Genomic DNA, 23,877 nt, shown 5'->3' on the forward strand with positions numbered 1-23,877 from the left:
CCCCGTTCCTGCCCCCAGGATCCCTCCACCGCTTCCCGAACGCCAGGCACGCCGGGCCGCGCCATCGGCGGCACGGCCCACCTAGACTTGACGATGTGACTCGCTCCAACGAGGAGGTCGAGGCGCTGCTGCGGGAGTACGCGGACCTCCTCCTGATCACCGGCGGGGACGCGTTCAAGGCGCGCGCCTACGAGAAGGCCGCCCGCGCGATCGCCGGGTATCCGCGCGATGTCTCGCGGCTCGACGCGAAGGGCCTGCGCGAGATCCCCGGAGTGGGCAAGTCGATCGCCGACAAGGTCGTGGAGTATCTGCGCACCGGCAGCGTGCCCGCCGTCGAGGAGGCACGCGCCGCGATCCCGGCCGGGGTTCGGCAGCTGACGGCCATCCCGGCGCTCGGGCCGAAGAAGGCCATGATGCTGTACGAGGAGTTGCACATCGCGTCCATCGACGAGCTCTCCGACGCGATCCACGACCACAAGCTGCGCGACCTCAAGGGCTTCGGCCCGAAGACGGAGGAGAACATCCTCCACGGCATCGCCCTCATGCAGGCCGCCGGCGACCGGTTCCCGCTCAACGTGGCCATGAGCGTGGCCGACGACGTCGTGGCCGAGCTGTGCCGGGTGGCCGGCTGTGAGGCCTGCGAGTACGCGGGGTCGCTGCGGCGGATGAAGGAGACCGTCGGCGACATCGACATCCTGGTGGCGGCGGACGAATCGGCCCCGTTCATGGAGGCGTTCGCCCACCTGCCGTACACCGCCGAGGTCATCGCCCGCGGCGAGAAGAAGACCTCGATCCGCACCACCAAGGGGCTGCAGGTGGACCTGCGGGTGCTGCCCCTGGACTCCTGGGGCGCGGGGCTGCAGTACTTCACCGGCTCCAAGGCGCACAACATCCGCGTCCGCGCCATCGCGATGCGCCACGGCCTGAAGCTCTCCGAGTACGGGCTCTTCGACGCCAAGAGCGGCAGGAAGATCGCCTCGCGCAGCGAGGAGGACGTGTACGCCAGGCTCGGCATGGACTGGATCCCGCCGACGCTGCGGGAGGACCGCGGCGAGATCGAGGCCGCCCTGAACGGGCGGCTCCCGCGGCTGGTGGCGGAGTCCGACCTGCGCGGCGACCTGCACACCCATACGAACCTCACCGACGGCCTCGAACCGCTGGAGGAGATGATCGAGGCGGCCGGGCGGCGCGGCTACGCGTACTACGCCGTCACCGACCACGCGCCGAAGCTGTACATGCAGCAGATGACCGACGAGAAGATCCTCGCCCAGCGGGCACGGATCCGGGACCTGGACCGGGCGCGGGGGCGCGGCGGGATGCGGCTGCTGCACGGCGTGGAGCTCAACATCGACGTCGAGGGGGACGTGGACTGGCCCGACGACTTCCTCGAGGACTTCGACCTGTGCGTGGCCTCGGTGCACACCCAATTCGGCCAGTCGCGGGAGGAGATGACCCGGCGGCTGCTGCGGGCCTGCGAGAACCCGAACGTCAACATCATCGGCCATCCGACGACCCGGCTGATCGGGAAGCGGCCGGGCATCGACGCCGACCTCGACGCGGTGTTCGCCGCGTGCGCCCGCACCGGCACCGCGCTGGAGATCAACGCGCACCCCGACCGGCTGGACCTGTCGGACGAGAACATCCTGCGCGCCAGGGAGCACGGCGCGAGGTTCGCGGTCGACAGCGACGCGCACTCCACGCTCGACGTCGCCGCGCTGCGCTACGGGGTGGGGACGGCCCAGCGCGGCTGGCTGACCCCCGACGACGTGATCAATACCTGGCCGCTGACCCGGCTGAGGCGTTTTCTGCGCAAGGACGGGCACGGCTGAACGTATGCCCGTTTCACACCCTGAACAGCCCGAGAGCCCGGAACAGCCCGAGCACCCCGCGCGTTCAGCGCCCGGCGCGGGGGACCTCGCCGACCTCGACGAGCGGGTGAGCGGCTGCCGCGCCTGCCCGCGCCTGGTGCGGTGGCGCGAGGAGGCCGCCCGTACCAAGCGCCCGGCCTACCGCGAGTGGGACTACTGGGCCCGCCCGGTGCCCGGCTTCGGACCGGACGGCGCGGCGCTGGCGATCGTCGGTCTGGCCCCGGCCGCGCACGGCGGAAACCGCACCGGCCGGATGTTCACCGGCGACCGCGCCGGGGACTTCCTGTTCGCGGCGCTGCACGACGTCGGCCTGGCCAGCCGGCCCACCTCGACCCACCGGGGCGACGGTCTGGAGCTGCGCGGGGTCAGGGTGACCGCGCCCGTGCACTGCGCCCCGCCGGCCAACCGGCCCACGACCGAGGAGCGCGACACCTGCCGCCCCTGGCTGGTCCAGGAACTGCGGCTGCTGCGCCCGACGTTGCGCTCGGTGGTGGTGCTGGGCTCGTTCGGCTGGCAGGCGGCGCTGCCCGCGCTGGCCTCCGCCGGCTGGGAGGTGCCCCGCCCGCGCCCGCCGTTCGGCCACGGGGGGCGGGCCACCTTGCGGGCCGCCGGCGCCGGTGCGCCGCTGCGGCTGTTCGGCTGCTACCACGTCAGCCAGCAGAACACCTTCACCGGGCGGCTGACTCCGGCGATGCTGCGGGACGTGCTCCACGCGGCGGCGGAGGCGGCCGGGCTGTAGGGGGTCTCCGCACGGGGAAGGACGGGCCGCCGGCGCGGTGGGGCGCCGGCGGCCCGGTGGGGGGTGGTACGAGGTCCCGGGCGCTGGGGCAGTGGGCGCCCGGGACCTCGGTCAGGGGTTGCCGGCGCCGATGACGGCACCCGTGGCCTCGAGCGCGGTACTCACCGGCTGGAAGAACGTCTCGCCGCCCTGCGTGCAGTCGCCGCTGCCACCGGAGGTCAGCCCCACTGCCGCGTCCTCGGCGAACATGGCGCCGCCGCTGTCGCCGGGCTCGGCGCACACATCGGTCTGGATCAGGCCGTTGACGATGTCACCGTTGCCGTAGTTCACCGTGGCGTTGAGGCCGGTGACGGTGCCGTCGGTGACACCCGTCGTGCTGCCGGAGCGCTGCACCGCGAGACCCACGCTCGCCTCCGCGACCCGGGTGATCTCCTGCGTGGTGCCGTCCTGCAGATCCACCGTGCTGGGCGCCTGGGTGTTCGGGTCGTCGTACGTCACCAGGGCGAAGTCGCTCACCGGGAACTGGGACTCGGCGGTGGTGCCGACCTGCTGGGCACCGGCCTGGTCGGTGGCCCACGTCTCCGCGATGTTGCCGCAGTGGCCGGCGGTGAGGAAGGCGGGGGCGCCGTCGACCGTGACATTGAAACCCAGCGAGCAGCGGGCGCCACCGCCGAAAATGGCGTCGCCGCCGTCCAGGGCACCGGCCTGCTCTCCGGCGCCACCCGCGCCCTGACCGTCGCCCGCGCCTTGGCCGTCGCCCGCGCCTTGGCCGTCGCCCGCGCCCTGCCCGGCTCCCTCGTCGGCGCCGCCCTGGCCAGCGCCCTGCCCGGCCCCGTCGTCCGCGCCACCCTGGCCCGCGCCGCCGTCGGCCCCGGGCTGTGTCTCGTCGGTGCCGTCGAACTTCCTGAACTCCCCGTTGGTGCGCTGGACGGTGGCCTTGCCCGCCAGGCCGTCGACGGCCTTGGTCAGGGTGGCCCATTTGGTGCCGGTCACCGTTCTGTCGGCGGTGACCCGGACCGTGTTGGTCTTCGGGTCGATCGACCAGGCCGTGCCGGGGATCGAGGCGGTGTCGCTCAGCGTCTTGGTGGTGGCCTTCAGCTCGGCCATGCTGTTCTCGACGATCTTGGCCACGGCGCCCTTGGCCCGCACGTCGTTCGCCGCGTCCTCGTTCAGGACGTTCATCACCAGTCGCCTGGTGTCGCCCTCGTAGTACCACCCGGCCGCGTTGTCGCCGAGGTCCGACGCGAGGGCCGTCGCGAGCGTCACGGCTGACCGCGACGAGAACGTCTTGGCGTCGGCCGACTTGTCCGGGCTCGCGTTCGCGTGGGGAAGCAGGATCGCCGCTCCCGCGAGGGCGGCCGCGGCGGCGCCGGCTATGACGACGGTCCGCTTGTTCACACGTCGGTGGCTCAACTCACTGACCTCCAGTAGGGGTGCGCCGGGGTGCGGGAGGAGTGTCCGTCGTTCTCCTCCACGTCCCGCGCGGTGGTCACCCGGTCATACGGAAGTCCCGGTTCAGTGTTTTCAGGGCCACTCAAGCTGTGATGAAACCCGTGCGCGGGCCGCCGGGGATGAGTAAGCTCCGCCGGTTCGGCCCGCGCCCTCGCGCCCCAGGCCCCCTCAGCCCTCCTCCCCCGCGGCCGCGGCCTGCGCGCGCAGCTCCCAGACCTCCCCGAGCGCCATCTCGGCCGACGGCCCGGCCGGGGCGCCGTCGGTGGTCTCGAAGTGGTCGACGTAGTCGCCGATGAACTCCTGCCACCGGTGGTTGACCGGGTCCCGGTCGAGCGCGGCCATCGCGGCGGTGAAGTCCTCGCAGTCCACGAGGTGGAACAGATGGCGTCCGCTGCGCCAGATCCGCCAGTTGGTGATGCCGGCCCGGCCCAGCGCCTCCAACAGGTCGGCCGGAACCGTGGCGTGCACCTCCTCGTATCCGGCCTCCCGGCCCTCCTTGAGCACCGAGTGCAACGCGACGCGCATGGCCATCCCTGTCTCCTTCTCGGATCCTGCCGGACATCGGGTAATGCCGGACTTCGGGTGTTGCCGCACTTGGGGTGTGCCGGGCCTCAGGCCCGGACGACCCGGACGCCGGCCTCGGTGAAGCGGGCGACGAGCTCATCGGGCGCGCCGGTGTCGGTGACCAGCACGTCGATCTCGTCGATCGCGCAGATACGGGCGAACGCCCGGTGGCCCAGCTTGGTGCTGTCGGCCACGACCACCACCCGCTCGGCACGCCGGGCCATCAGATGGTTGATGCTCGCCTCGCCCTCGTGGTGGGCGGTGGCGCCCCGGGTGAGGTCCAGCGCGTCCACGCCGATGACGGCCAGGTCGAGGGAGACCTGGTCGAGCACCCCGGTGGCCAGCGGGCCCATCAGCTCGAAGGACTGCGGGCGGGCCACCCCGCCGGTGAGCACGATCTTGATCTGGGGGCGCACCACCAGCTCACTGGCGATGTTCAGCGCGTTGGTCACGACGGTGACGGCGGGCGCGCCGCCCTCGGCGGCCAGGTCCGTGCGGGTGGCGATGGCGCGGGCCGCCTCGGTGGTGGTGGTGCCGCCGTTGAGGCCGACGATCGAGCCGGAATCGACCATGCGCGCGACGGCGGCGCCGATCCGCTGCTTCTCGGACGCGCGCCGGGCGGTCTTGTAGCGCAGCGGAAGGTCGTAGGACACGTTGTGCGCGACCGCGCCGCCGCGGGTGCGGGTGAGCATCTGCTGCCGCGCGAGTTCGTCGAGGTCGCGGCGGATCGTGGCGGTGGACACGGCGAGTTCGGCCGCCGCCTGTTCGAGGTCCACCCTGCCGTCCCGGGCCAGCAGCTCCAGCAGGGCGTTCCAGCGTTCGGGCCGTTTCACGCCGTCTCCCTCACCCCGCGTCGTCTCTCGACCGGCGCGGCTCACCTTATCGCGCCTGACATCGGCGCTGGACTTCACTGCAAAATCATGCGCATTATCGGCTCGTACGATGCAGCTTGCATCACGTCGCCTCATGTTTCACGCAGGACGAGGGGAGCCACATGAGCTACACCGAGGCCGAGATCACCAGTCAGCCCGACTGCTGGCGCCGCGCCACGGAGCTGGGACGGGAGCCGGACGGGCCGGTGCGCGCGGCCCTGCCCCGGGAGGGTGAGCGGGTGGCCGTCGTCGGCTGCGGCACCTCCTGGTTCATCGCCCAGTCGTACGCGGCGCTGCGCGAATCGTCGGGCCAGGGGGAGACGGACGCGTTCGCCGCCTCGGAGATGCCGTCGGGCCGCCGCTACGACCGGGTGCTGGCGCTGTGCCGGTCCGGCACCACGACCGAGGTGCTCGAACTCCTCGGCCGGCTGCGCGGCACCGCGCCGATCACGGTGGTCACCGCCGTGCCCGGCTCCCCCGTCACCGAGGTGGCCGACTCGGTGGTGCTGCTGGACTTCGCCGACGAGGAGTCGGTGGTGCAGACCCGCTTCGCGACCACCGAACTGGTCCTGCTGCGGGCCCATCTGGGCGCGTCGCCGGCCGGTCTCGAGGCGGACGGGCGCGCCGCGCTGGCCGCGCCGGTGGACGAGGGCCTGCTGGACGCCGAGCAGTTCACCTTCCTCGGGCGGGGCTGGACGTACGGGGTGGCGCAGGAGGCCGCGCTCAAGATGCGCGAGGCGGCGGGGGCGTGGACCGAGGCCTATCCGGTGATGGAGTTCCGGCACGGCCCGATCAGCGTCACCGGCCCCCGGAGCGTGGTGTGGTGGCTCGGCGAGGGCCCCTCCGGCCTGGAGGAGGAGATCGCGGCCACCGGCGGACGCCTGGTCGGGGACGGACGCGACCCGCTGGCCGAGCTGGTGTCGGTGCAGCGGCTCGCCGTCGCGATCGCCGAGGCGCGTGGCCTCGACCCGGACCGGCCCCAACACCTGACCCGCTCGGTGATCCTCGGCTGACCGCGCGGCCCGGCGCGTCGGGCCGCCTCGCGGCACAGGACGACCAGGCACCGGGGCAAGACATCCTCGGGCCACAGACCAACGGGCCACAGACCAACGGGCACCAGACGAACGGGCGAAAGCCCAAGGGACAGCGGAAAGGAGCCGGGCCATGCCGCTGGTGGCGACTGGCGAGATCGTGGGGCCGGCCGTGCGGGCCGGGCTCGGCGCGGGGGCGTTCAACGTCATCCAGATCGAGCACGCCCAGGCCGTCGTGGCCGGGGCCGAGGCGGCCGGGGCACCGGTCATCCTGCAGATCAGCGAGAACGCCGTGCGGTACCACGGGGCGCTCGCGGCCATCGGGCGGGCGGCCGTGGAGGTGGCCGCCGCCGCCCGGGTGCCGGTCGCCGTGCATCTGGACCACGCGACCGACCCGGCCCTGGTGCGGGAGGCCGTGGGGCTCGGGTTCGGCTCGGTGATGTTCGACGCCTCGGCGCTGGACTACACCGCCAATGTGGCGGCCACCGCCGAGTGCCACGCCCGCGGGGTGTGGGTGGAGGCCGAGCTGGGCGAGGTGGGCGGGAAGGACGGCGTCCACGCCCCGGGGGCCCGTACGGACCCGGCCGAGGCCGCCGCCTATGTCGCGGCGACCGGTGTGGACGCGCTCGCGGTCGCGGTGGGCACCTCCCACGCCATGCTCGTCAAGGAGGCCGTGGTGGACCTCGGGCTGGTCGCGGCGCTGCGCGCGGCCGTGCCCGTACCGCTAGGGTCCGTCTTCAAAGGGGGCGTCCGGCCGCGAGCGGCGTCTGGTGCAGGGGGCCCCTCCCAGCGGTAGCTGGGGGAGCATCGCAAGGCGGAGGATCGCCCTCGTACTGGGCGCTGCGGTCAATATGCCGCTACCGCGGCGTGGCGGGCGACTCCGACAACGCAGCGAGGTGCCGCCCGCCGCGGCAGGGGGCACCGCCCAGCGGTAGCTGGGGGAGGCTGATGTCACTGCGGCGTCGTGAGCAGGGCGCCCCCTTTGAGGACGGGCCCTAGTGCTGCACGGCTCCTCGGGGGTGCCGGAGGCGGATCTGACCCGGGCGGTCGAGACGGGCCTGACGAAGGTGAACATCGCCACCCACCTCAACGTCGCGTACACGCGGGCGATCCGCGACCATCTGGCGGCCCACCCCGAGGCCGTGGACCCGCTCCGGTATGTCGCGGCGGCCCGCGAGGCGGTGGCGCGCGAAGTGGCCCGTCTGCTCCCGCTGCTGCGGGCCGTGGCCCCCTGACGCACCCTCTGACGGCGCTCCGCCCCGGGCGGGGCGCCGACTTACTCCTGCCGCCTCTGTTGACATGAGCTTATCAAGTCGCCAGAGTGCAGGGGGAGGTTAGGAAAGGTTCCTAACAAAGGAGTGTGTCATGCATAAGCGACTCGCGTTCGCGCTGGCCGGCGCCGGTCTGCTGGCCGTCTCCGTCACCACGGGGGCCGGTGCCGCCACCCGGGGCCCGGCACCGGCCCCCGCGTCGGCCAACGAAGGCACGGTCACGGCGGCCCAGTTACTGGCCAAGGTGCAGAGCTGCTCGCAGATATCGAACGGCAAGTACCGCACCGACGAGGAGACCTCGGCCACCATCCCGGTCTGCGGCGCCAATGGAGCGGTCTTCTGGAAGGCCGACATGGACATCGACTGCGACGGCCAGGTCACCTCGCGGTGCAACGGGAACACCGACCCGTGGTTCCAGGACGACACCGCCTTCCACCAGTCGGACGGCAAGCCGCTCATCGCCGACAAGCTGCCCTACGTCGTGGTGCCGAGCGCCAGCTCCACCTGGAACTACAGCCAGGCGGGCATCAAGGGCGGCGGCGTGGTCGCGGTCATCTACAACAACAAGGTGGAGTACGCCGTGGTCGGCGACACCGGACCCACCAGGATAATCGGCGAGGCGTCCTACGCGACGGCCAACGCGCTGGGGATAGACCCCGATCCGGAGACCGGCGGCACGGACTCGGGGGTGACGTACATCCTCTTCAAGAACTCCTCCGTCTCGCCCATCGAGAACCACGACAAGGCGGTCTCGGTCGGCGACGGGCTGGCCAAGAAGTTCATCCAGAACAACTGAACCGCCCGTCGGCGCAACCACCCGGCACCCGTGGGGCGTGCCATTGTGCGGGGGCCCCGCCCTGGGCAGGATCACGGGTCAGGCGCAGGGCCGATCCGACGACCGCCGGGGGGACACAATGCCGCAGGAGTCGACCAGACGCGTCCACCAGTTCTACGAGGACCACGCCCGCCGCACCCCCGACGCAGTCGCCGTCGTCAGCGGCGAACAGCGGCTGACGTACCGTGAACTGGACGAGCGGGCGAACCGGTTGGCCCGCCATCTGCGGGAGGCGGGGCTGCCCCCCGGCGGGCTGGTGGCAGTGTGCCTCGGCCGGGACGCCGAGGTCCTGACCGCGATACTCGGGGTGCTCAAGGCGGGCGGGGCGTATGTGCCCGTCGAGCCGGACGCGCCGCCGTCGGTGCTGCGGCACATCCTCGCGGACGCCGAGCTGTTCGGCGTGCTCACCCGGGAGTCGCTGCGGGTCATGGTGTCCGACACCGTGCGCGCGGGCCGGCCGGTGATCTGCCTGGACACCCAGGCCGAGGCTATCGCCGACCGGTCCGCGGACCCGCTCGCCCACACCGGGGCCCGCGCCGCGGACCTGGCGTGTGTGCTGTACACCTCCGGCACGGCCGGCCGGATGCCCAGGGGCGTGCTGCTCGAGCACCGCAATCTGGTGAGGGCCTACGAGGGCTGGCGGGTGGTCTACCGGCTGTCCCCCGAGGACCGGCATCTGCAGACCACCCCTTCGGAGTTCGCCGGATTCACCGCCGACTGGGTCCGCGCGCTGTGCTCGGGCGGCACGCTGGTGCTGGCGGGCCGGGACGAGGACCCGGACCGGGCGGGCGACGCCGCCCCGCTGCACCGGCTGATCGTCGACGAGTCGGTCACCGTCGTCGTGTGCGACGTCCCCACCGTCCGGGGCCTGCACCGGCACCTGCGGTCGCGCGGCGCGGACCTCGCGGCCGTACGGCTGATCGCCGTCTCGGGCGACAGCTGGCACCTGGACGAACAGCAGGCGCTGCGCCGGACCCTGGGGCCGCATGTGCGGATCCTGAACGTCTACGGCGTGACCGAGGCCGCCGGGTCCGGGACCTGGTTCGAACTGCCCGACCGCCCCGCGGTCACCGAGCACCCCGAGCGGGTCTCGCCGATCGGGACGGCGTTCCCCGGCGCCGCCGTCGCGGTGCTCGGCCGGGACGGGGCGCCCACCGCCCGCGGCGCCCGGGGCGAGCTGGGCATCAGGGGCCCGGTCGTGGGCCGCGGCTACCGGGACGGCCCGACGTTCAAGCGCGACCAGTACCTGCGCACCGGCGATCTGGGCCGGGTGCGCGAGGACGGGGGGCTGGAACACCTCGGCCGGGTGTCCTCCCACGCCGACGCCGAGGCGGTGCTGCGCGGCCATCCGGCGGTCGGGGAGTGCCTGGTCGCCGCCGTCGAGAACGCCCAGGGCCACAAGACGCTGACCGCCTATGTCACCCCCGTGGAGGGCGGCGAGGTGGACCCGGGGGAGCTGAGGCTGTTCCTGTCCACCCGGCTGCCGTCCGCCCGGGGCCCGCGGACGGTGGTCCCGGTGAGCTCGCTGCCCCGGACCCGGGCCGGCAAGCTCGACCGGACCGGCGTTCCGCTTCCGGCCCAGCGCGCCGGCGGCCGCCGCCGGACCAGCGGGAAGGGGGCGCTGCCCGCGGACCACGGCGAGGGCGAGGGATGCGGGACGTGGGGAAGCATGATGGCGCTCACGGTGTTCTTCTCCCTTCTGTCCTGGTCTCTCACCGACAGTTTCTGGCCCTGTTCGACCGACCTGTCGCTGGTACCCCACCCCTGGGCGGCGCTGTTCACCGGGCTGTACGTCGCCGAGTCGCTGGCCTTCGGGCTGGGGATGGGCTTCCTGTTCTGTGGGCGGCCGCTGATGGCCCGCCAGGGCCACTCCCCCGGTCTGACGAGCGCCGCACACCTGGCGGTCGCCTGGCTGCTGATCGCGTGGTGGCCGCAGGACAACTACTACCGGCTCGCGGCCAAGACGGACTGGTCGCGGCAGGCAGCCCTGGTCTACACCTTCAACGTCTCCCTCATGATCGCCGCCGCCGTGGTCGTGGCGTTCGTCGCGACCCGGCCCCGGCACGCCGACCGGGACGCGAGCCGGGACGTGAGCCGGGAGGCGGACCGGAGCTGACGCCGAGGTCCGTGAACATCCGGCCCAGCGCGTCGTTCGCCGAGCGCACCACCGCCTCGGCCGCGTCGAGGGCCCCCGGGGTGCGGGCCGCGAGCGCCACCCCGACGTACGGATCCGGCTCGAACGCCGCCGTCACCACCGTGGGCAGCAGCGTCACCCCCAGCGAGCGGCACCGTCGGGACACCTCGCCCAGGTGGTCGGCCAGTGCCGCGGCGGGGAGCCGGGCGCCCAGCGGCAGCCGGTCCAGGGTCCTTATGAGGGGCCGGCCGCCCTGGATCCCGGCCAGCCTGGCCTGGATCACGAACGCCGCGGCCGGGCCGGTGAGCCGGACGTTGATCTCGACCGGGGCGAGCCGGCCCGACCCGTCCATGACGAAGTCCACGTCGTACCAGCCCTGGTAGCCCTCGGCGGCCAGCGCCCGGCCCACGGCCGACGCGAACCGCCCGGCGACCTCGGCGGGCGCGTCGGGGACGACGCCCGGGCCGACCGTGACCCCCTGGTAGCCGGTCCCCTCGATGGCCATCACGCCCACGCCGACGGGGTGGACCGCCCCCTCACCGTCCACGACGGCGTCAAAGGTCAGATTCCGGCAGAGCCCCGAGCCGGAGCCGTCGCCCTCGACGTAATCCTCGATCAGCAGCGGGCCCCGGGGCAGGTGTCCCGCGAGGGACCGAGCACCCCCGGCCTCGGCGACCTGCCGGGGCGTCACCACGAGGGTGCCGGAGCCGCCCACCCCGTACTCCGTCTTCACCACCGCGGCCGCCCCGGCGGCGGTGCGGGCGGCCAGCGCGCGGGCGGCCCGCCGGCGCGAGGCCACCCGCTCCTGCGCGGGGACGACGATGCCGGGATGGGCCGGGGCCAGGGTGCGGAACAGCCGGTGGGCCGTCGCCTTGGACTCGTAACGGCGCGTCACGCGCAGCGCCCGGCCGAGGCCGTCCGGCCCGGCCCCGGAGACCTCCCCTGGCCCGCCCCCGGTCCCGTCCCGTGCTCCGGATCGCGTCAGGAGGCGCTCGGACTCCGGAGTGCGACCCCAGGTGATCACCGGCAGGCCGGACCGCCGGATCCGGTCCAGCAGCGCCGGCCGGGACAGCAGCCCCCGCGCCATCCCGCCGTCGTCCGCCGCGACCTCGTCGTACACCTCCACGTCCGGCCACTCCAGGACCCGCGACAGCTCCCGCGTCCAGAAGTCATGGGCCTGCCCCGGGAGGACCAGGATCCGCGGCTCGGGGCTGTAGAAGGCGGCCAGGCAGGAGTAATGGCCCCCGGCTCGCCGCACATGCGGCGAGCCGTCGGCGAACTGGGCGTTGAAATCGCCGACGTTCCCGATGTGCACGGCCGGCGCCCCACCGGTCCACGCCGTCACCCAGGAGGGTGGTGGCAGTCAAGGCCAGGCGGCCAGCAGCGGCAGCGCCCGGGAGGGGATGGATCCGGAGGGCGCCTCGCCGATCCGCTGCGCGCCCATCGCCAGATAGAAGGGCTCGGCGTGGGGATCGGCCTCGATGGTCAGCCGGGTGAAGCCGAGCCGGCCCGCCTCCGCCAGCACATGCCGGTAGAGCAGCCGCCCCACTCCCCCGCCGATCGCCTCCGGATCCACGAACAGCATGCCCAGTTCGCCCTCGGGGCCGTCGCCCTCCAGCGTGGCGAAGCCCAGGATCCGGCCGTCCTGCTCGGCGACCGTGGTCCGACGGGCCGCCACCTCGCCGGGGCACAGCCGCAGTTCCTCCCGGCATGCCTCCAGGAACCCCCGGTCGTAACCCCAGTGGCCCTTCGACCTGAGGGCCAGCTCGCTCAGCGCCTCGGCCTCGTCCTCCCGCCCCGCCCGCAGCCTCCGCGCCGCGGTGGCGGGCCCGGCCGCCGCCCTTCCGGGCCGATCACTCGCCATGGGCCGATCCTGCCAGCCGGGCCCCGCGCCCGGCCAGGGCCCGGGGACGCGCTTCTCCCCGGAGCGATGAGTTTCCCTCCGCCGCCCCGTCTTCCCAGGGTGAACACGCGAAGAGGAGGCGGATGGTGACGGCTCATGACGAGGCGCCGGCGCCGCACGACCCGGGCCCGGAGGCGGGTGGCGCCGAAACCGAGGGGCCCGGTGCCGGCCGGTCACCTGCCGGTGGGCCCGGTGCCGGTGGGGCGGGCGACCCGGTCGTGCTGGTCCTCGGTCGTGCGGTGCGCCGCGCCGAGGTGCCCGGGCTGTGCGCGCGCCTGCGCGAGCTGGCGTCGCGGGGCGCGGGGACCGGTCCGGTGATCGTGGACGTGGGCGCGGTGCGCTCCCCCGATCTGGCCGTGCTGGAGGCGCTGGCCCGGCTGCGGCTCACCGCCCGGCGCCTGGGCCGGAGGATACGGCTCCGCGGCGCGAGCGGCGAGCTGCGAGCCCTCCTCGCCCGGGCGGGTCTCGACGCCGTACTGTCGGCGGCGGATCTACCGGGCGGCGAGGGGGCCTGTGGGGTCGAGGCGGGCGGGCAGACCGAAGAGGGGGAAGAGGCGGGCGGTGTCCAGGAAGGAGTTGAGCGCGGTGATCCGGCCGGCTGACACCTCGACGACCTGGAGCGCCCACGGCTCGTGGCCGCCGTCCGAGGCGGGCCGGTACTGGCCGAAGGCGGGCGAGCCGTTGGCCACCGTCGGGATCAGCCGGGAGCCGCAGCAGCCTATGCCGGTGCCCAGGAACCACTGGCGGATGTCGGCATGGCCGCGCATCCACAGCGAGTAGGGCGGCATGGACAGCGTCGCGTCCTCGTGCAGCAGTGAGGTGAGCGAGTCGAGATCGTAGCGCTCGAAGGCGTCGACATACCGCGCCAGCAGGGCGCGCTGCTCCTCGTCCAGCGGCCGGACGGGGTCGGTGGCGCTGATCCCGCTCGCGGCGATGGTGGCCCGCGCGCGCTGCAGGGCGCTGTTGACCGAGACGACGGTGGTGTCCAGCAGCTCGGCGACCTCGCTCGCCTTCCAGGCCAGCACCTCGCGGAGGATCAGCACCGCCCGCTGCCGGGGGGCCAGGTGCTGCAGCGCGGCGACGAAGGCCAGCCGCACGGACTCGCGCTGGGCGGCCAGCTCGGCCGGGTCGCCGTCCTCCGTCACCACGCGGCTGTCGGGGGCCGGGCCGATCCACGCGGTCTCCGGGAGCGGCGGGCCCAGGGACGAGGAGGCCGTCCCCACGGACGTCAGGTCCATGGGGCGGGCGCGGCGCCGGCTGCCACTCAGCATGTCCAGGCACACATTGGTCGCGATGCGGTACAGCCACGACCGCAGCGCCGACCGGCCCTCGAAGCGGTCGAGGCCGCGCCAGGCCCGCACCATGGTCTCCTGCACGGCGTCCTCGGCCTCGAACGCCGAGCCCAGCATCCGGTAGCAGTAACCGGTCAGCTCCGTCCGGTGCCGCTCGAGCTGCGGCTCGACCCCGGCCGCGCCCTCCGCCGCCAGCACATCACTCATCGCCAGGCCCCCTGTCGACCCTCCGGTATCCCATGGCCGCACCCTAGTGGCCGGGTACGACAATCCCCCGGCGCCAGGCCCACGGCCCGGCGTTCGGCGGTCGTACGGCCGGCGTACGGCCCGGGTCCGCGGGCGTACGGCGGGGTGCGCGGGGGTGCGCGCCCTCAGGTGACGGGCCGGGCGCGGACCGTGGAGGAGTGCACCTGGTGTCCGCCGCTGGCCAGCATCCGCACCTCGGCGCGGTCGCTGATCTCGGCGCGGACGATGCCGGTGTCGTCCGCGTACACGGGGTGCCCGCCCGGCCCGCTGCTGTCGGTCCGGTGCACCACCACGACGTCCTCGGAGACGTCCTCGGCGGCCGGGGCCGAGGACGGCCCAGCCGCCGCGTCCGGGTGTACGAAGATCAGCTCGTATCTCTCACGACGCGCCATGACACGCCCTCCTGCCACGCCATCCCACCCCACTCCCCAAACCGGGACATTCAACACTATCGGACGAACCTGACGGCGCAAGGGCGCGGGCGGTGCCCCGGTCCGCAGGTCCCGGGCCGAACAGTCGTTTCACGCCGTTGTTCGGTGTGGCGGGAGGGGCTGCCGAACAATCCCGGGGCCGGTGAACTCGATCTCGTCGATGGGGGACTCCCGACAAGGGAGATGGTCGGAACGGAAAGACGATGAACATGTGTGTGGCGGACGGGCAGCGGCTGCGACTCGGCGGGGTGCGGGTGTCCGTACTGCGTCCCCCGGCGCCCCCGTCCCCGCGCGTGCCCCAGCCGGTCCCGCGCTCGGCGCCCGAGCGCTGGCAGGTCGCGCTGGTGGTGGGCGGGACGATGAGGTTCGAGCGGAACCGCGACACGGTCGACTGCGAGAGCGGTGATCTGCTGCTGTACGACGCCGCCGCGCCGTCCGGTGCGACGGCGGTGCTCGCCAAGGGGCCCGCGCGGGCGGTGATCCTCCACCTGCCCGAGCACCTGGTACCGGTCCCCGGGCACGCGCTGAGCAGCCTGACGGCGCGGCCGATCCCCGCGCGCCCCGGCCCGGGGGCGCTGCTGGGCGGGTTTCTGCGGGGGTTCGCGGAGGAGGCGGCGTGGCCCCGGCTGTCCGAGACGGGGCGGCTGGGCTCGGCGGCGGTCGACCTGGCGGTGGCCTTCCTGGCGCATCTGGCCGAGGCCGAGGGGCTGCTCCAGGAGGGTCTGCCGTCGGCCCGGGCCCGGCAGGAGGCGCTGCTGCGGGAGGTGAAGGGGTTTGTCCTGCGGAACCTGGGCCGCGAGGATCTGTCCCCCGCGACGATCGCGGCGGCCCACCACATCTCGGTGCGGTATCTGCACCAGCTGTTCCAGCGGGAGGAGCTGACCGTACGGGACTGGGTCCGGGAGCGGCGGCTGGAGCGGGCCCGGGCGGACCTGGCCGACGCCTCGCTGGCCGGGCGGGGCGTCGGGGAGATCGGCAGGCGGTGGGGTTTCCCGGACGGCGCGGCGTTCAGCCGGGCCTTCAGGAAGGCGTACGGGGTCCCCCCGGGCGAGTACCGCCGCCACCCGCGCCCCTGAGGCGGCGCGCGGGCCCCGGGCTCCCATGCCCTTCAGCCGCGCAGGGCGGCCCACGTGTGCACGCCCACCTGGCCGTCGGCCCTGAGCCCGTGGTGCCGCTGGAAGCTCTTGACGGCGGCCAGGGTGTCGGCTCCGAACTGGCCGTCGATCCCGTGGGGGCCGATGTCGTAGCCACGGCCCTTGAGGATGCACTGCACCTGCACCACCCGCCTGTTCCGGTCCCCCAACTGGGTGAGCGCCGTCCCCGCGTACGCGTCGCAGGACTTCCACGGCTGCGGCTCGCCGGTCGGGGCCGGGGCCTTGTGGGGGGCGGTGGCCTTGTCGCCCGGCTGTCGCGGCTGTGGCCGCGGCGAGGCGCCCTCCCCCGACGGGACGCCGTCCGCCGGCCGGCCGGTGGGCGGCGAGACGACGATCACGGTGGTCGAGCCGGGGGCCGGCGGGCTCTCCGTGCGGTGCTTCCCGCCCTTCTTGGGCGCCTTGCCGGTCGGGGCCGGGTGGGAGGGGGTGGCGGACGCGCTCCGCGGGGAGGCGGCCGGCTTCTCGGCCCGCTCCTCGGAGGCGGAGCCCATCCTCGGTACGGCGAAGGCGAGCGCTCCGACGGCGACGGCGGCGACGGCCGCTCCGGTGAGCACGAGCGGGCGCCGGCTCCGGGTCGCCTCCCCCGCCGCGCGCTCGGGCGCGGCGCGGCGCAGAACCGTCAGCTGGTCCATGGGCGGGACCGCGGCGGTCGGGCCCATCCAGGTGGCTCGGGACTCGATCACCCGCGCCACCGGGGCCGGCCAGGTGAGCGCGAGCTCGTGCCCGCGTGCCAGCTCGGCGATCCGGCGCGGGGTCGGCCGCTCGGCCGCGGTCTTGGCCAGACAGCCGGTGATCAGCTCGGCGAGTTCCGGGTCGGTCTCGGCCACCTTGGCCAGCACGGCCTCGTCCGGCGGGGCGTAGATCACGCGATGGACGACATCGCCGGTCGCCCCCTCGCCGAAGGGGGCCGTGCCGGCGGCGGCCAGCGCCAGGACCGAGCCGAGGGAGAAGACGTCGGACGCGGTGTCCACCTCGCGTCCGTTCGCCTGCTCGGGGGACATGAAGGCGGGGGTGCCCAGCTGCTGGCCCGTCATGGTCAGCGCGCTGGTGTCGGCGGTGTGCGCGACACCGAAGTCGATGACGCGCACACCGTCCCCGCCCAGCAGGACGTTCGACGGCTTGAGATCGCGGTGCACGATCCCGGCGGCCGCGATGGCGCCGAGCGCCTGCCCGATCTCGCAGGCCAGCCGCCAGACGACCGGGGCGGGCAGCGGCCCGAAGCGGCGTACGGCGTCGGCCAGCGAGAGCCCGGGGATGTAGGCCGTGGCCATCCACAGGCGTTCCTCGTCGTCGAACCCGGAGTCCAGCAGCCCCGCCGTGTAGGTGCCGTGGACCCGCCGTACCGCCTCCACCTCGCGCTCGAAGCGGCGGCGGAACCCGGGGTCCTCGGCGTACTCCGGCCGGATCACCTTGATCGCGACGAGGGACTCGGCCCGGTAGCCCGCGGCGTCGCCCGCGTCCCGTCCGAGGTAGAGCCGGCCCATCCCGCCCCCGCCGAGCCGGGCGAGCACCCGGTAGGGGCCGATGTCGGCGGGGTCCGCCTTCAGCAGCGGTTTCGCGCCGAGCTCCTCGAGGTCGGCCGCGGTCAGCTCCCCGGCCTCGGGCCGGGCCGGTGCTCTCTCAGACATCAATCTTCCTCAGGGACGCCATGTTCGTTCGGGGACGCCGCCGTCCCGGGCCTGGTGCGGACTCAGCCGTTGCCGCCGGCCCGGGAGATCTCCTTCAGCACCGTGTCGAACTTCCGCTGGAACTCGTCCAGCGCCTGCTTGATCTTCCTCAGGTCGGCCTGCGCCCCCTGCCAGGCGGAACGGAACTCGTTCGCGTGGCGTCCGCTCCAGTGGGTCGGGTCGCTCAGCACGCTGCCGGCCGAGGACAGCTGGTCGATCGAGTGCTGGAAGCCTCCGTCGATGATGGTGAGGAACTTCCGGCTCGCGGTGTGCGCCGCCTCGTCGACCTTGACCGTGCCCGCTCCTGCTGCTCCTGACATGCTGCGATTCCTCTTTCTCTTTCCTGATGTTGTCCGACAGGAATTCTTCTGCCGGGGCTGTGGGGTGTCATTGGCGCCGGGCGCAGGGTCCTTGGCACCCGGCGCACGGCGGACACGCGCCGTCGCGGTGCCGTGCCGCGCCGGCTGACACGGCGGGGGTGGTGGTCAGCGGGCCACCTGGACGCCGGCGGCCGCGCCGTCGCTGATCAGGTAGCCGCGCCCGGGCAGGGCCGCCATCCGGTCGTGCCGGGGCAGCACGGCGCCCAACAGGTCCCCGTCGAGGTCGTGGTCGGGGACGAGGAGCACACCGCAGTGGCTCTCCCGCACCCGCTGGGTCCAGTGGCCGTAGCCCCGGCGGAGGGCTTCGGCGCGGCCCGCCGCGACCAGATGGCGGCCGGGGCCGGCCGAGGACAGCCAGCGGTCCACGACTCCGGTCTCGTCGTCCACCGTGTCGGCGTCGTCGATCAGCAGGAGGGTGGGGCCCGGGCAGCCGGCCAGGGCCTCTTCCAGGCCGTCGTAGCGGTCCACCAGGACCGTGGGGCCCGGCAGGTCCCGCAGGGGGGAGCGGCGGGGGGCGAAGGCGACGACGGCGGGCGGTTCGGCGGCGGCCTGCGCCAGGTGGGCGATGGTGCACAAGGCCGTGCTGCGGCCGGATCGCGGCGGCCCGGCGACCAGGGCGTGTTCGTGCTCGTACAGCCGCAGCCCGGCGCGGCCGAGGGTGTCCGCGTCCAGGCCGACCGGGATCCACCACGGCTCGCCGCCGGCCGAGAGCTCCGCGCCGAGGTCGGCGCGGGACAGGTCGGTGGGGAGCAGCCCGATCCGCGGGGCGGTGCGCGGCGCGTCGGGGAAGCGGGCCGCGGTGTCGGCGACGGCCGCCGCCAGGTCCTCGCCCGGCCAGCCGATCTGGATCACCTGCCGGCTGTCCGCCACCACGGCGCGGCCGGGCACATAGCCGGGCACCGAGCCGCGCGGCACGTCGAAGTAGCCGTACTCGGTGGGGTCGGCGAGCCGCATCAGCAGCTTCTGCCGGGTCAGCGACGCCCAGGCGGACGGCACGGCGCCGGAGCGGTCGGCGGTGACCGCGAAGCGGATGCCGACGGCCGGGCCGTCGGCGTAGACCCGGGCGAGTTCGTCTAGGGTGTTCATCCCGGCGACGTCCTTGTCGAGGTCCGAGATCAGCGCGCCCAGGTTGTCCAGCAGCACCAGCCAGTCGGGCCGGCCGGCGGCGCCCTGGGCCTTGCGCTCGTCCAGTTCGCGGCGGAGCAGCCGGACGAGCCGCAGCATGCGCTCGCGTTCGGCCGAGCCGATGTGCGCCCCGGTGTGCGGCAGGGCGGCGAGCGGCGCCAGGTCCCCGGCGCCCAGGTCGAGGACGAACAGGTGGCACCGGTCGGGCGGCTGGGAGCCGGCGACCGTCAGGGCGAGCGCGGCCAGCGCGGTGGTGGTGCCGGAGCCGCCCCCGCCGTAGATCAGGACGTTGCCCTCAGCCGGGTCCCAGCCGACGGGGTACTGCCGCTGGCGGTCGGGGTCGTCGGCGAGCGCGTACGCGGGCAGGCCGGTGGCCTCTCCGAGGAGCCCGCGCTCGGCGGCCGCGGGCAGGTCCGCGGAGCGTACGACCGCGGGCAGCGGGTCGGGCCAGGGGCGCCGGGGCGGGGCGAACCCGGCGCCCGCGGCGGCCTTTTGGGCGGCCGTGACCAGGCGGCGCAGGTCTGTGTCGCCGTCGGGCTCCTCGGTGGCCGGGCCCACCGCCGGCAGGCCCAGCAGGAACGGGGCGAGGGTCACCGGGGCGGTCACCGCGGCCTTGGGGGTGACGCCGGTGGACAGCGCGGTCTGCACGGGCAGCACCTCCCGGGCGCTGAGCCGGTAGTAGGCGCGGCCCCACTGCCTGCTGCCGATCCCGGCCGCCGCCGGGCTGTCGATCACGTCGCGGGAGTCCTCGGCGCTCTCCAGGCGCAGGGCGATGCGCAGTTTGACGTTGTTCTTGATGGCGTCGTTGACCGAACCGGCGGGCCGCTGGGTGGCCATGATCAGGTGCACGCCCAGGCTGCGGCCGCGCTGGGCGATGCTCACCAGCGAGTCGACGAAGTCCGGCAGCGCCTTGACCAGGGTGGCGAACTCGTCGATCACCACGGCGAGCCGGGGCATCGGCTCGAGATCGGGACGCTCGTTGTCGCGCATCCGCTGGTAGTCGCGCACATGGCTGAGCCCGGTCTCCCGCAGCAGCAGCTCGCGGTGGCGGATCTCGGCCTCCAGGCACCGCAGGGCGCGCTCGCTGAGCTGCTCGTCGAGGTCGGTGACCAGGCCGACGGTGTGCGGGAATTCGGCGCACTCGTCCAGGGCGCCGCCGCCCTTGTAGTCCACCAGCGCGAAGGTCAGGTGCTCGGGGTCGGCGTCGACCGCCATGCTCGCGATGAGGGTGCGCAGCAGCTCGCTCTTGCCGGAACCGGTGGTCCCGGCGATCAGCGCGTGCGGCCCGTCGTCGTCCAGGTCCACGGTGAACAGATCCCGCTCGCTGACCCCGAGCACGGCCCGCACCCGCAGGTCGGGGACGCGCCTGCGCCACCGCTCGCCGACCTCGGCCCCCGAGACGGCGGCCAGGTCCAGCAGCGGCAGCAGGGAGATACGGTCCGGCAGCCCGGCGCCCTCCACCCGCAGCTCCGGGTCCTCGAAGCGGGCCAGCGCCCGGGCGGTGGCACGCGCCTGGTCGAACGGCATGCCGTTCAGCAGCACCTTGTCGACGACATCGCCTGAGGCCACGTCGCGCACCCGCCCCACGCCCTCCGCGGTGGCGGTGACCACCGAGGTGCACAGCGCGGGCAGCCGCCTGGTCAGCACCAGCCCGCCGCACGGTACGGCGCCACCGGCCAGCAGCTCGCGCAGCGGGCAGGGCCGGCCCTCCAGCAGCGTGGCGCCGTCGACCACCACCAGCAGCACCGGGCGGCGCCGGCGGCCGTCCGGGACCTCGCCCCGCGACGCGGCGAGCAGGGCACGGGCCAGCGTGTGTGTCTGTTCGGCGCCCACGGCCACCAGGCGGGCCGACCCCGAGCCCGGGTCCGCGCCGTGCGGCAGCCACTTCGTCCAGTCCCAGTCCGGCAGCCGCTCGGGGTCGGTGAACAGCGCGAGGGTCACATCAGCCGGTCCGCTGTCCACCACCGCCTGGCACAGCAGCGCCCGCGCGACGGCCAGCGCGGCCGGCCGGTCCCCTTCGAAGCCGACCGCCTCACCGGCCGCCACCCCGACGACCACCGGCACCTGCGGCAGCGTGTCCCGCTCCGCCAGGATGTCCGCCGCCTCCGGGGCCTGCCCCGAGGAGCCGATGGCCAGCGACGGGTTCCAGGGCAGATCGGCGGTGCCGGCCACGACCCGCAGGAAGTCCGGCGCGTCGGCGCGGCGCTCCCACAGCCTCAGACCGGGGGCCTTCGCCCGGTGGGCCACTTCGGCGGGATCGGGGTGGGCGGCCCGGCGGGCCCGGACCTCCGCCGCGTGGCGCTCCGCCACGGTCTTCTCGAACTCGGCCACCTTGGCGGCGTGGTCCCGCATGCCACGGCGCAGGCTGAACCGGCCGCGCACCCGCTCCTCGAAAAAGTTCGCCAGAAACATCAGCGGGGTGAGGGCGGCGATCGCCGCGTACCGGATGTCGTGGGTCAGGGCCACGATCGCCCCGGCCATCAGCAGCGGGCCCAGCATGCTGGAGATGCTGAACGGAGGCTTGTCGGCGCGCGGGGGTGGCTCGGGCACGGCGATCGGGGACGGCTCGGGGGCCCGGCCACCGTGCGGCGCCCGGTTGAACGGCAGGGTCCCGGCGGGCCCCGCCTCGCGCACCGCGTTGACGCGCTGCACGGGGCCGAGGTGATCCGGGGGCAGGATCCGGGCCAGGGCCTCGCCGCCGAAGGAGACCAGGTCGTCGGGGTGGACGCGGACCGGTTCCGAGATCCGGGTGCCGGCCACGTCCGTGCCGTTCCCCGACTCCAGGTCGGTGACCGACACGCTGCCGTCGGGCAGCACCTCCAGCGCGGCGTGCGACCGGGAGACACCGGTGGCCGACAGCCGCACGTCCGCCTCGGCGCCCCGCCCGACCACGGTCCGCCCCGGCTCCAACGGCACGCTGCGGCCCGCCTCCAGCCCGCCGACCAGTCGCAGCACGGCCGCGGGCCTGCGGGCCAGCGGCACCCTGCTGGTGCGCGTGACCCTCGAGCCGTGCACCATGCCGGACTCGGTGAGCGCCACGTCCGGCTGGGTGGGGCGCTCGTCGACGGCCAGGGCGTGGCCGGGCTCGCCGAGGGCGGCGGCGAGGTCGGCGGTGGTGGCGTCGGGGCGGCCGAGGTGGAGCTGGAGTTCCTGTTCCGACCGGCCGTCGTCGTAGATGATGCGCATGGCGGTCATTCCTTGGGGTCGGCGAAGTGGTTGACCGCGTCGCGATGAGCGTTGTCCATGCTGAGTTTGGCCTTGTCCACCGAGGTGTCCATGGGGATGTTCTTGTCCCGGCAGTATGTGGTGAAGTCGTCCTTCTCCGGGTCGCCCCACTGCTCCGGTGGCTTCTTCATGAAGCTCTGTTCCTTCAGTTCCTTGGGGTCGACCTCGGGGAATCGCGTGATATGCGAGACCAGGGTGGACCTGAGCATCTGGTACACGAGCTCATCGCCGGCCGCCTGGTCGTTCTCGAAGGAAGGAAGCGGTTGGTTCTTGAGCTTCTTGTCCTCGAGGATTCTCTGCGCCTGCTGGGTGAGCCAGTCTCCGGCCTTGCCGTATCCGTAGTTCACCCCCTCCTCGTAGATTTCCTTGACCCCCTTGCCGAACAGGTTCGCGTAAGGGATGGGGAGGTATCCGATTCCGGTGCCGACGAGTTCCTTGACGAGGTCGCCCTTCGCGTCGGACTGATTCTTGTACTGCTCTCCGACCGCGCCGAGCATCTCCTGGCGCAGCGCGAAGAGGTGCCCGAGCATGCCCATGCGCTGCGCCAGCATCTCTTCCGCCCCGCGTCCGGATGAGTACTGTGCGTCGAGGCCCATGCGGGTGCGGGCGATCTGGTTGTTGGCCAGGGCCCAGAACGCCTCGTTGTCCAGGGCGACATAGGCCAGGAGCGCGTCGTAGTCCTGCGCGGCCGAATTCTTGCCGGCGAAACTCGTGTCGATGTCTTCGAGATGCGATCCCATGATGAGCCCGAGGGAATACCTGAGCCCGGACAGCTGCTCCAACTGGCCCAGGTTCATTACCTTGAGCTTTCCGCCGTCGGCTTTCACGTTGGCGCGGATGTCCTTGCCCAGGACCTTCCTGGCCTCCGCGAAAAGACTCATGGACTCCTTGTCGCGGTCCGACATGGCCGCTTTCATGGCGAGCCCCAGCGTGGTGCCGTGATCCGTCCGCGCCCACTTCTCGCGCCGGTCGTGCAGCAGATAGCCGAGGTTGTCCTTGAGGAGGGCCTGGGAGGCCTCCTTGCTGAAGGCCGCCGCCTTCATCAGGCCGTTCAGGTAGTCGGTGGGCCGGTCGAGCCCGTTGCCCTGCTGGGCGGGGGCGTACGTGGCCGGGGTGAGCAGCCAGCCCAGGTGCAGCAGTCCGCCCAGGTCGGGCAGGGGGTCGGTGGACGTCGGGGGCTCGTAGGGCCTTCCGGGGACGATGGGCTGGGGCTTCAGCCCGGGCCGGGTCCGATCGAAGTCGATCATGTCGCGGCCGATCGTCCGCATGAACTGCGGCGAGAACGGCGGATGGCCGTCGCTCATCCCGAGCACCGTCGACAGCGACTGATATCCCCGGTACGTACCGCCGCCGCCCGGGAAACGGTGCTCCGCGCGCCCTTCCGCCTTGAGCTGATGCATGAAGACGGAATCGGGATCCAGGCCGCGCGGCCCCGTGCCGACGGCCAGTGCCCTGCTGAGCATCTTGAGCGTGCCCACGATCAGCGTCCGGTCCGTGCTCGCCTTGTCCCCGTCGCCCGCGACCACATCGCTCTTGAGTTTCTTGGCGAGCGACGCGGGAAGCTTCCCAATGCTGATGTCAAGCCGCTGTCGTGACGGGTGGTGTGACTTGGTAACACCGTCCGTCACGGATGAGAGCCCAGAGCACGTTGACACGGCGCCGGGCGAGGGCGAGGACGGCCTGGATGT

Annotated in this window: 19 protein-coding genes and 1 pseudogene; 9 read left to right on the forward strand and 11 right to left on the reverse strand. The window is 73.6% G+C overall.

Going from position 1 to position 23,877, the window contains the following annotated elements; all coding sequences use genetic code 11:
• Positions 1-95: 95 nt before the first annotated feature.
• Positions 96-1,829, forward strand: a complete 1,734-nt coding sequence (polX, locus tag ABFY07_RS38700; protein WP_346178963.1) for a DNA polymerase/3'-5' exonuclease PolX — start codon at positions 96-98, stop codon at positions 1,827-1,829.
• 4 nt (positions 1,830-1,833) lie between these two features.
• Positions 1,834-2,607 carry a uracil-DNA glycosylase gene (locus ABFY07_RS38705; protein ID WP_346178964.1) on the forward strand — a complete coding sequence of 258 codons (774 nt, stop codon included), beginning with the start codon at positions 1,834-1,836 and terminating at the stop codon, positions 2,605-2,607.
• Between the two features lie 111 nt (positions 2,608-2,718).
• Here ABFY07_RS38705 and ABFY07_RS38710 read toward each other — a convergent pair whose 3' ends face one another.
• The 3 genes from ABFY07_RS38710 to ABFY07_RS38720 all read right to left on the reverse strand — a co-directional run bounded on the left by ABFY07_RS38710 (position 2,719) and on the right by ABFY07_RS38720 (position 5,456).
• Entirely contained in the window at positions 2,719-4,005 is a 1,287-nt protein-coding gene (locus tag ABFY07_RS38710) for a S1 family peptidase (protein ID WP_346178965.1), read from the reverse strand.
• Positions 4,006-4,227: 222 nt separating this feature from the next.
• On the reverse strand, positions 4,228-4,590 hold the full coding sequence (locus ABFY07_RS38715; protein WP_346178966.1) for an L-rhamnose mutarotase: 363 nt from the start codon (positions 4,588-4,590) through the stop codon (positions 4,228-4,230).
• Positions 4,591-4,670: 80 nt separating this feature from the next.
• Positions 4,671-5,456 carry a DeoR/GlpR family DNA-binding transcription regulator gene (locus tag ABFY07_RS38720; protein ID WP_346178967.1) on the reverse strand — a complete coding sequence of 262 codons (786 nt, stop codon included), beginning with the start codon at positions 5,454-5,456 and terminating at the stop codon, positions 4,671-4,673.
• A 161-nt stretch (positions 5,457-5,617) separates the two neighbouring features.
• Here ABFY07_RS38720 and ABFY07_RS38725 point away from each other — a divergent pair, with 161 nt between their 5' ends.
• From ABFY07_RS38725 to ABFY07_RS38745, 5 genes and pseudogenes are all read left to right on the forward strand, one after another.
• Entirely contained in the window at positions 5,618-6,508 is an 891-nt protein-coding gene (locus tag ABFY07_RS38725) for an SIS domain-containing protein (RefSeq protein ID WP_346178968.1), read from the forward strand.
• A gap of 151 nt (positions 6,509-6,659) precedes the next feature.
• Positions 6,660-7,304 (forward strand): annotated as a pseudogene (locus tag ABFY07_RS38730) (class II fructose-bisphosphate aldolase); the annotation flags it as partial.
• A 220-nt stretch (positions 7,305-7,524) separates the two neighbouring features.
• Positions 7,525-7,761 carry a class II fructose-bisphosphate aldolase gene (locus ABFY07_RS38735; protein WP_428837083.1) on the forward strand — a complete coding sequence of 79 codons (237 nt, stop codon included), beginning with the start codon at positions 7,525-7,527 and terminating at the stop codon, positions 7,759-7,761.
• A gap of 130 nt (positions 7,762-7,891) precedes the next feature.
• Complete coding sequence (locus ABFY07_RS38740) at positions 7,892-8,593, forward strand: glycoside hydrolase family 75 protein (RefSeq protein ID WP_346178970.1); 702 nt, start codon at positions 7,892-7,894, stop codon at positions 8,591-8,593.
• A gap of 118 nt (positions 8,594-8,711) precedes the next feature.
• A complete protein-coding gene (locus tag ABFY07_RS38745; protein ID WP_346178971.1) occupies positions 8,712-10,748 on the forward strand; it encodes an AMP-binding protein in 2,037 nt (678 codons plus the stop codon).
• Here the strand turns inward: ABFY07_RS38745 and ABFY07_RS38750 are convergent.
• Both ABFY07_RS38750 and ABFY07_RS38755 read right to left on the reverse strand, forming a co-directional pair.
• The gene (locus ABFY07_RS38750; protein ID WP_346178972.1) at positions 10,645-12,081 is read right to left on the reverse strand and encodes a hypothetical protein; all 1,437 of its coding nucleotides are present in this window, start codon (positions 12,079-12,081) and stop codon (positions 10,645-10,647) included. The two genes, ABFY07_RS38745 and ABFY07_RS38750, sit on opposite strands and share 104 nt — an antisense overlap.
• Positions 12,082-12,129: 48 nt before the next feature.
• Positions 12,130-12,630, reverse strand: coding sequence for a GNAT family N-acetyltransferase (locus tag ABFY07_RS38755; protein ID WP_346178973.1), 501 nt, complete (start codon positions 12,628-12,630; stop codon positions 12,130-12,132).
• A gap of 122 nt (positions 12,631-12,752) precedes the next feature.
• Here ABFY07_RS38755 and ABFY07_RS38760 point away from each other — a divergent pair, with 122 nt between their 5' ends.
• On the forward strand, positions 12,753-13,271 hold the full coding sequence (locus ABFY07_RS38760) for an STAS domain-containing protein (protein WP_346178974.1): 519 nt from the start codon (positions 12,753-12,755) through the stop codon (positions 13,269-13,271).
• Here the strand turns inward: ABFY07_RS38760 and ABFY07_RS38765 are convergent.
• Together ABFY07_RS38765 and ABFY07_RS38770 are read right to left on the reverse strand one after the other, a co-directional pair.
• Positions 13,161-14,168, reverse strand: a complete 1,008-nt coding sequence (locus ABFY07_RS38765) for a sigma-70 family RNA polymerase sigma factor (protein ID WP_346178975.1) — start codon at positions 14,166-14,168, stop codon at positions 13,161-13,163. The two genes, ABFY07_RS38760 and ABFY07_RS38765, sit on opposite strands and share 111 nt — an antisense overlap.
• Positions 14,169-14,332: 164 nt before the next feature.
• Complete coding sequence (locus tag ABFY07_RS38770; protein ID WP_065967395.1) at positions 14,333-14,599, reverse strand: DUF6296 family protein; 267 nt, start codon at positions 14,597-14,599, stop codon at positions 14,333-14,335.
• A 242-nt stretch (positions 14,600-14,841) separates the two neighbouring features.
• Here ABFY07_RS38770 and ABFY07_RS38775 point away from each other — a divergent pair, with 242 nt between their 5' ends.
• Complete coding sequence (locus ABFY07_RS38775) at positions 14,842-15,714, forward strand: helix-turn-helix domain-containing protein (RefSeq protein ID WP_346178976.1); 873 nt, start codon at positions 14,842-14,844, stop codon at positions 15,712-15,714.
• 32 nt (positions 15,715-15,746) lie between these two features.
• On the opposite strand, the gene ABFY07_RS38780 is transcribed toward ABFY07_RS38775, so the two are convergent.
• From ABFY07_RS38780 to ABFY07_RS38795, 4 genes are all read right to left on the reverse strand, one after another.
• Complete coding sequence (locus ABFY07_RS38780) at positions 15,747-17,420, reverse strand: protein kinase domain-containing protein (RefSeq protein ID WP_346178977.1); 1,674 nt, start codon at positions 17,418-17,420, stop codon at positions 15,747-15,749.
• 62 nt (positions 17,421-17,482) lie between these two features.
• Entirely contained in the window at positions 17,483-17,779 is a 297-nt protein-coding gene (locus ABFY07_RS38785; RefSeq protein WP_065967398.1) for a hypothetical protein, read from the reverse strand.
• A gap of 165 nt (positions 17,780-17,944) precedes the next feature.
• Positions 17,945-22,150, reverse strand: coding sequence for an FtsK/SpoIIIE domain-containing protein (locus ABFY07_RS38790; RefSeq protein ID WP_346178978.1), 4,206 nt, complete (start codon positions 22,148-22,150; stop codon positions 17,945-17,947).
• Positions 22,151-22,155: 5 nt separating this feature from the next.
• Complete coding sequence (locus ABFY07_RS38795; RefSeq protein WP_346178979.1) at positions 22,156-23,817, reverse strand: hypothetical protein; 1,662 nt, start codon at positions 23,815-23,817, stop codon at positions 22,156-22,158.
• Positions 23,818-23,877 lie beyond the last annotated feature (60 nt).

It is taken from the genome of Streptomyces sparsogenes subsp. cuspidosporus (genome assembly GCF_039532705.1).
Lineage (GTDB): Bacteria > Actinomycetota > Actinomycetes > Streptomycetales > Streptomycetaceae > Streptomyces > Streptomyces sparsogenes.